This window comes from Actinomyces sp. zg328 (assembly GCF_009829635.1).
Classification (GTDB): Bacteria; Actinomycetota; Actinomycetes; order Actinomycetales; family Actinomycetaceae; genus Actinomyces; species Actinomyces marmotae.
On sequence record NZ_VWPE01000023.1, the window covers coordinates 22,406 to 29,268 of the forward strand.

The window sequence follows — 6,863 nt, forward strand, 5'->3', positions numbered from 1 at the left end:
TCACAGATCCTTCAGGCTCGGGGCGCACCGGTCGCGGTGGCGCCGCATGACGTTGAGGAGCTCGGGCTCAGTGGGCATCGCCGTCGAGCACTCGATGCGCTCGCAGACGATGGCGCCCGCGGTGGAGGCGGCGAAGATCGTCTTCTCCAGGGACCAGCCCGACAGCAGGCCGTGGCAGATGGCCCCGCCGAAGGCGTCCCCGGCGCCCAGGCCGTTCTTGGTCTCAACGGGGGTCACGGGCATCTCGATGCGCTCGTCGCGGGTCTTGGCCAGGGTGCCCAGCGGCCCCTGCTTGACGATGGCGAGCTCGACGCCGGCCTCCAGGAGGGCGTCGGCGGCGCGGTCCGGCTCGGTCTCGCCCACGGCGACCTCGCACTCCTCGCGGTTGCCGATGGCGACGGTCACCCCGGGCAGGATCCTGGCGACCTCCTCGTGGGCGGTGGCACGGTCGGGCCAGAACATCTCGCGGAAGTCGAGGTCGACGATCGTATGCGCCCGGCGGCCCCGGGCCTCAAGCACGGCGTGGTGCGCCTCGCGGGACGGCGACTTGCTCAGCCCGGTGACCGAGACCCAGAAGATGCGGGCGTCGCGCACCGCGTCCAGGGGGATGTCGGCGTCGTCGAGCTCGAGGTCCGGGGCGGAGGGCTCGCGGTAGAAGTAGAGAGGGAAGCTGTCCGGCGGGAAGATCTCGCAGAAAGTGACCGGCGTGTTCATGCCCGGCTTGGGCACGACGTAGTCGTCGTAGACGCCCAGGGCTCGCATCTCCTGGCAGACGAAGCGCCCAAAGGGGTCGTCCCCCACGCCGGTGATGACGGCCGAGCGATGGCGGTAGCGGGCGGCGGCGACGGCGACGTTCGTCGGGCTGCCGCCGAGGAACTTGCCGAAGGACTCGACATCCTCCAGGCCGACGCCGATCTGGAGGGGGTAGATGTCGACGCCGCAGCGACCGATGGTCAGGACATCCAGAGGCGGGGTGGTCGAAACGGTCATGGTTTCCCTTCCGCGTCGTCGGGGGCGGGCGGGCGCCCGCTCGGCGCCCTGGGCCCAAGCCTGCCCCCGCTTCCCACCACTGTCAATATTTGTCCGAACAAATGCTGAACATGACAAATGCGCACATAGTCAGGTACTCTCGCTGGATGCCCCGACCATCAGGACAGGGGCGCATCGCCACCCATCGCGGCCCGGGCGAGACCCGCCGGGCCCACGCGCCGAAGAACCAGGGAACGCCGACCATGCCCGATCCGAGCCCCACGCCACACCAGGCCCCTCCTACCGGGGGCAGGGCGCCGCGCGTCGTCGAGATCCAACTGGACCGCAAGAGCCCGGTGCCGCTCTACTTCCAGATATCCGAGCCGATCGCGGAGGCGATCCTGAGCGGCGAGCTCCCCGTGGGCACGCGGCTGGAGGATGAGTTGTCCATGGCCAAGAGGCTCGCGGTCTCCCGGCCCACCGCCCGCCAGGCGCTCCAACGGCTCGTGGACCGCGGGCTGCTCACCCGCAGGCGGGGCGTGGGCACCCTGGTCTCCCCCACGCGGGTCCACCGCCCCATGGAGCTCACGAGCCTCCACTCGGACCTGGAGTCCGCCGGCCACGAGGTGTCCACCGAGGTCCTGGAGCACGACGAGCACCCCGCGGACGCGGCCGAGGCCGCCAGCCTGGAGGTGACCGAGGGGACGCAGATCGTGAGGCTGTCCCGGCTGCGCACGGCCGACGGCGAGCCGATCGCGGTGCTGACCAATCTCATCCCGGCGGACATCTGCCCCTCCCGCCAGGCCCTGGCCACCGGGGGCCTGTACGACCTCCTGCGCGCCGAGCAGGTCATCCCAACGACGGCGCGCCAGACCATCGGCGCCCGCCCCGCCACGGCGGCCGAGGCGAGGGCGCTCGGCGAGAAGCGCGGCGCCGCCCTGCTCACCGCCACGCGCACCACCTACGACGCCTCGGGCAGGGTCATCGAGTACGGCAGCCACGTCTACCGCGCCTCGCGCTACTCCTTCACCACCACCCTCTTCTCCACCTAACCCCGCCGCCGCCCCCACCACACACATGCGAGACCGGTCGAAAATAGGAGCGAGACCGGTCCGCGGACCGGTCTCGCTCCTATTTTCGACCGGTCTCGCTGGAGGGTTTGTCTGGACAATCGGTTGACAGGGGCGACGGCGTCGGCTTGAATAGGACCCGCAGCCAGGCAACGCCGCCAGGCGACTGCGGTTGAACACTGCGGGAACCCGACCAGGAGAGCAGCAGATGACCATCGAACACACACCCGGCCCACTCCTCGAGGCCGCCCAGAACTTCCCCACGGCGCTGTGGAATGACTCAGCGGATCCCGACGAGCTCCGCCAGTCCATCTCCTTCGGAGGCGTGGGCGCCACCTGCAACCCGACCATCGCCTTCACGTGCATCAACCAGCGCAAGGACGTCTGGCTCCCCCGGATCGCCGAGCTCGCCAAGGAGATGCCCGAGGCCTCCGAGTCCCAGATCGGCTGGCAGGTCGTGCGCGAGCTGAGCATCGAGGCCGCCAAGCTCCTCGAGCCCGCCTTCGAGGAGCACAAGGGCCGCAACGGCCGCCTCTCCATGCAGACCGACCCCCGCCTGGCCCGTTCCGCCAAGGCCCTGGCCGACCAGGCCGAGGAGTTCTCCAAGCTGGCCAAGAACATCATCGTCAAGATCCCCGCCACCTCGGTGGGCGTCGAGGCGATCGAGGACGCCACCTACCGCGGCGTGTCGGTCAATGTCACCGTCTCCTTCTCAGTCCCCCAGGCCGTGGCCACCGGCGAGGCCATCGAGCGCGGCCTCAAGCGGCGAGAGGCCGAGGGCCTGGACACCTCCACCATGGGCCCGGTCGTCACCCTCATGGTCGGCCGCCTGGACGACTGGATCAAGACGGTCGCCAAGAAGGAGGAGCTCTTCCTCGACCCCGGTCACCTGGAGTGGGCCGGCATCGCCGCCTTCAAGCGCGCCCACGCCGAGTTCCAGGCCCGCGGCCTGCGCGCCCGGATGCTCGCCGCGGCATTCCGCAACGTCATGCACTGGTCCGAGCTCGTCGGCGGCGACGTCGTCATCTCCCCGCCCTTCAAGTGGCAGGAGATCATCAACAAGTCGGACTACAAGCCCACCAACCGCCTGGACGTCCCCGTTGACGACGCGATCATGAAGACCCTGCTCGGCATCCCCGAGTTCGTCCGGGCCTACGAGCCCGACGGCATGACGCCCGCCGAGTTCGACACCTTCGGCGCCACGGTCAACACGCTGCGCGGCTTCCTCCAGGCCGACGCCGACCTGGACGCCCTGGTCCGCGACGTCATCATGCCCAAGCCGTGAGCAGGAGCCGGCCGGGGGAGGCGGCAAGCCCCACCCCCGGCCGGTCCCGCCCCGTCCCACCCCCACGAACAACCTAAGGAGCAACGATGCTCAGAATCGCCGTCATCGGCGCCGGCCGCATCGGCCACGTCCACGCCAAGACCATCGCCGCGCACCCGCAGGCCGAGCTCACCCTCGTGTGCGACCCCATCGGCACCGCGGCCGAAGACCTCGCGGCCCTCCACGGCGCCCGCGCGTGCAAGGAGGCCGAGGAGGTCTTCGCCGACCCCGAGGTCGACGCCGTCGTCGTCGGCTCGCCCACCCCGCTGCACATCCCCCACCTCCTCGCGGCCGCCAAGGCCGGCAAGGCGGTCCTGTGCGAGAAGCCGATCGCCCTGGACATGAAGGACGTCGAGGCCGCCCGCGCCGAGCTCGACGCCGTGACGACCCCCGTCATGTTCGGCTTCAACCGCCGCTTCGACCCCTCCTTCGCGGCGGTGCGCGCCGCCGTGGCCGACGGCCGCATCGGCGAGCTGGAGCAGCTGACCATCATCAGCCGCGACCCCGCCGCCCCGCCGGTGGAGTACATCAAGGTCTCCGGCGGCATCTTCCGCGACATGACGATCCACGACTTCGACATGGCCCGCTTCTTCCTGGGCGACATCGTCGAGGTCCACGCCGTGGGCCAGAACCTCGACGAGGGCATCAAGGCCGCCGGTGACTTCGACGCCGCCGTCGTCACCCTCAAGGCCGCCTCCGGGGCGGTGGCCACGATCATCAACAACCGCCACTGCGCCTCCGGCTACGACCAGCGCCTGGAGGCCTCGGGCCGCGACGGCGCCCTGTTCGCCGAGAACATCCGCGCCACCACCGTGCGCCTGTCCAACGCGGAGGTGACCGACGCCCAGGAGCCGTACCTGGACTTCTTCCTGGAGCGCTACGCGGACGCCTACCGCCTGGAGCTCTCCGCCTTCATCGAGGCCGTCGAGGCCGGCACGACGCCGCCCACGAGCATCGACGACGCGATCAAGGCCCTGCGACTGGCCGAGGCCGCCACGGCCTCCGCCAAGAGCGGCCAGCCCGTGCTCCTGGACTGAGCCGCCACGGTCCCGCTCAGGCGGGGCATCCCAGCGGGCGCCGTCGCCTCCCGCGTCCTCGCGGGCGACGGCGCCCGCTGCTCGTCGTCACCAGGAGGCGCCCGCCGGGGCCGGGCTCAGCGCGGGGCCCGGGCGGCATAAGCGGCCGGGGCCGCCTGACTGGTCCCCCGCAGGACGAGCCGGGGCATCACCGAGTACAGCAGCCCTCCCTCGGGGCGCTCCTGGACGACGACGCCGTCGGGCATCATCGGGGGCGCCACCGCGGGGGCCCCCGCGCCGCGGCCCCCCGCTCCCCCGCCCTCCTCGCGGGACTCCATGCGGGCGGCCAGGGCCCGCACGGCGACCTCGGCCAGGAGCAGCGCGTCCTGCTCGATGGTGGTCACGGAGAACGCGGTCAGGCCGGTGGCGGGAATGCCGTCGTAGCCGGTAACCGCGACGTCCTCGGGCACGCGCACCCCGCACCGGCGCAGCTCCATGAGGGCGCCGATCGCCTGGTGGTCGTTGAAGCACAGGATCGCGTCGGGCAGGGCGCGAGCGTCGAGGATGACGCGCACGGCCCGCGTGCCGGACTCCTCGTCGGAGCCGCCGTCGATCACGCGCGCCCGGTCGCCCAGGCCGTGCTCGGCCATGGCCGCGAGGAACGTGGCGCGGCGCATCGGGGCCGAGCTCGCCCCTCCGCCGTCGACATGGGTGATCCGACGGCGCCCGGTGAGCACGAGGTGGTCGACGAGCGCGGTGATGCCCACGTCGTCCCGCGAGCGCACCAGGTCGGCGTTCGGCAGTCCCGACTCCCGGCACACCATGACCACCGGGACGCGCGCGGCGGCGTCGGCGACGATGTCGTGCCCCACCCAGGGGTCGACGAGGATAAGCCCCTCGCAGCGCTCGGTGAGCAGGGAGCGCAGCCCCTCGGCCTCGTCGCGGTGCGGGGTCGAGGCCGCCAGCACCAGGGAGCGCCCGTGCTGGGAGCAACTGCGGTAGAGGCCGTCGACGATCCCGCCCTGGAAGGCCTGGTTGATGTCGAAGCTGGCGCCGATGAGACCGGTGCGCCGCTGCCGCAGGAGGCGCGCCCGGGGGTCGGCGTTGTAGCCGAGCTCAGCGGCCACGGCCAGGATCTCCTCGCGGGTCGCGGGGGCGACGCCGGCCGCGCCATTGAGCGCGGCGGAGACCGTGGAGATCGAGCGCCCGCAGCGCGCCGCCACCGTGGAGATCGTGACGCGTCCGTCACGGCCTGTGGTCATGGGGCTCCGCCCTCCTCTCGAGGATCGCTGGTCGCGCTCGCCCCTGGCGGGGTCGCCCGATCGTACCCTGGCCCCGTGAGCGCGCCCGGGATCCCTCCCGGGCCGATCCGATCATCCGTCGAGGCGCCGCCCCGGGGCGGCGCGAACCGCTGGGAGGACGATATGGCGATCGCCGACGGCGCGCCGCGGGGGCACGCGACCCAGTCCGACGTGGCGCGGGCGGCCGGCGTGTCCCGGGGGCTCGTCTCGCTGGCCCTCAAGGGCGGCGGGAGGATGTCCGAGCGCACCCGTGAGCGGATCCTCCAGGCGGCCCGGGACCTCGACTATCAGCCCAACGGCGCGGCGGCGCAGTTGGCCTCGCGCCGCTCCAGCCGCCTCGTCATCGTGCTGCCCTACCTGGACAACCCCTTCTTCGACATCCTGGTGCGCCACATCCGCCGGGAGGCTGCGCGGGTGGGCCACAGCCTGGTGGTGCTTGTGTCCGATCTCGAGGCGCGCCTGGAGGAGAGCACGATCGCCGACGCCCTGCGGATGCGCCCCGCCGGCCTCATCCTGCCCGGCACGCGCATGGGGGCCGAGGCCCTGGAGCGGCTGGGGGGCCGTCTGCCGGTGTGCCTGCTGGACCGCGCCCTGCCCGGGCACGTCGTGGCGACGGCCCATATGGACGAAACGAGCGCGGCCGAACAGGTCATGGAGCACCTCGCGGGTCTCGGCACCCGGCACATCGCCTACCTGACCCCCGCGCGGATCCTGCATGAGCGGCTCGTCGACGCCCGCGGTCTCGCCTGCCGCGCGGCCGCCCAGGCCCGCGGGATGTCCTTCTCCTCGGCCTCCTGCGCGGACGGCGCGCCGCCCGCCCTGGACTCGGCCCTCACCGGAGCCACCGGGCCCGCGGCGATCGTGGCCTACAACGACCTGCTGGCCATCGACGTCGCCGCGGCCCTATTCCAGCGGGGGGCGCGCCTCCCACTGGCCAGCTATGACAACACGCGCTTGGCCTCGCGCCCGGAGTTCTCCCTGACCAGTGTCGACCAGGACCCCGCGGCGCTGGCGAGGGCGGCGGTGGGGATGCTCACCGGCGCGGGGCCGGCCCCCGGCGTCGCCACGATCGCCCCGAGTCTCGTCATCCGGGCGTCGACGGCGGCGCCAGGGGCGCCGGCGGAGGCGCCGGCCTGAGCGGCGTCGGCGGTGCCGGCCTGAGCGGCGTCGGCGGCGCCGGCCT

The 6,863-nt window shown here is 72.5% G+C and carries 6 protein-coding genes; 4 read left to right on the forward strand and 2 right to left on the reverse strand.

Features of this window, described 5'->3' with window-relative positions:
* On the reverse strand, window positions 1-990 hold the full coding sequence (gene iolC, locus GVV75_RS08975) for a 5-dehydro-2-deoxygluconokinase (protein ID WP_159814388.1): 990 nt from the start codon (window positions 988-990) through the stop codon (window positions 1-3).
* Between the two features lie 242 nt (window positions 991-1,232).
* Here iolC and GVV75_RS08980 point away from each other — a divergent pair, with 242 nt between their 5' ends.
* From GVV75_RS08980 to iolG, 3 genes are all read left to right on the forward strand, one after another.
* Window positions 1,233-2,021, forward strand: coding sequence for a GntR family transcriptional regulator (locus GVV75_RS08980; RefSeq protein WP_159814394.1), 789 nt, complete (start codon window positions 1,233-1,235; stop codon window positions 2,019-2,021).
* Between the two features lie 226 nt (window positions 2,022-2,247).
* Window positions 2,248-3,324, forward strand: coding sequence for a transaldolase family protein (locus GVV75_RS08985; protein WP_159523961.1), 1,077 nt, complete (start codon window positions 2,248-2,250; stop codon window positions 3,322-3,324).
* An 86-nt stretch (window positions 3,325-3,410) separates the two neighbouring features.
* Entirely contained in the window at window positions 3,411-4,400 is a 990-nt protein-coding gene (iolG, locus tag GVV75_RS08990) for an inositol 2-dehydrogenase (RefSeq protein ID WP_159523960.1), read from the forward strand.
* Between the two features lie 116 nt (window positions 4,401-4,516).
* On the opposite strand, the gene GVV75_RS08995 is transcribed toward iolG, so the two are convergent.
* Entirely contained in the window at window positions 4,517-5,641 is a 1,125-nt protein-coding gene (locus GVV75_RS08995; RefSeq protein ID WP_159718076.1) for a LacI family DNA-binding transcriptional regulator, read from the reverse strand.
* Window positions 5,642-5,716: 75 nt separating this feature from the next.
* Here GVV75_RS08995 and GVV75_RS09000 point away from each other — a divergent pair, with 75 nt between their 5' ends.
* Window positions 5,717-6,817, forward strand: coding sequence for a LacI family DNA-binding transcriptional regulator (locus tag GVV75_RS09000; RefSeq protein ID WP_236266118.1), 1,101 nt, complete (start codon window positions 5,717-5,719; stop codon window positions 6,815-6,817).
* Window positions 6,818-6,863: the final 46 nt, after the last annotated feature.

What these genes read in the sequence shown, in the direction of transcription:
- GVV75_RS08980 (WP_159814394.1), top strand. Translation starts at nt 1,233, where the DNA reads ATGCCCGATCCGAGCCCCACGCCACACCAGGCCCCTCCTACCGGGGGC.
- iolG (WP_159523960.1), top strand. Translation starts at nt 3,411, where the DNA reads ATGCTCAGAATCGCCGTCATCGGCGCCGGCCGCATCGGCCACGTCCAC.
- iolC (WP_159814388.1), bottom strand. Translation starts at nt 990, where the DNA reads ATGACCGTTTCGACCACCCCGCCTCTGGATGTCCTGACCATCGGTCGC.
- GVV75_RS08995 (WP_159718076.1), bottom strand. Translation starts at nt 5,641, where the DNA reads ATGACCACAGGCCGTGACGGACGCGTCACGATCTCCACGGTGGCGGCG.
- GVV75_RS08985 (WP_159523961.1), top strand. Translation starts at nt 2,248, where the DNA reads ATGACCATCGAACACACACCCGGCCCACTCCTCGAGGCCGCCCAGAAC.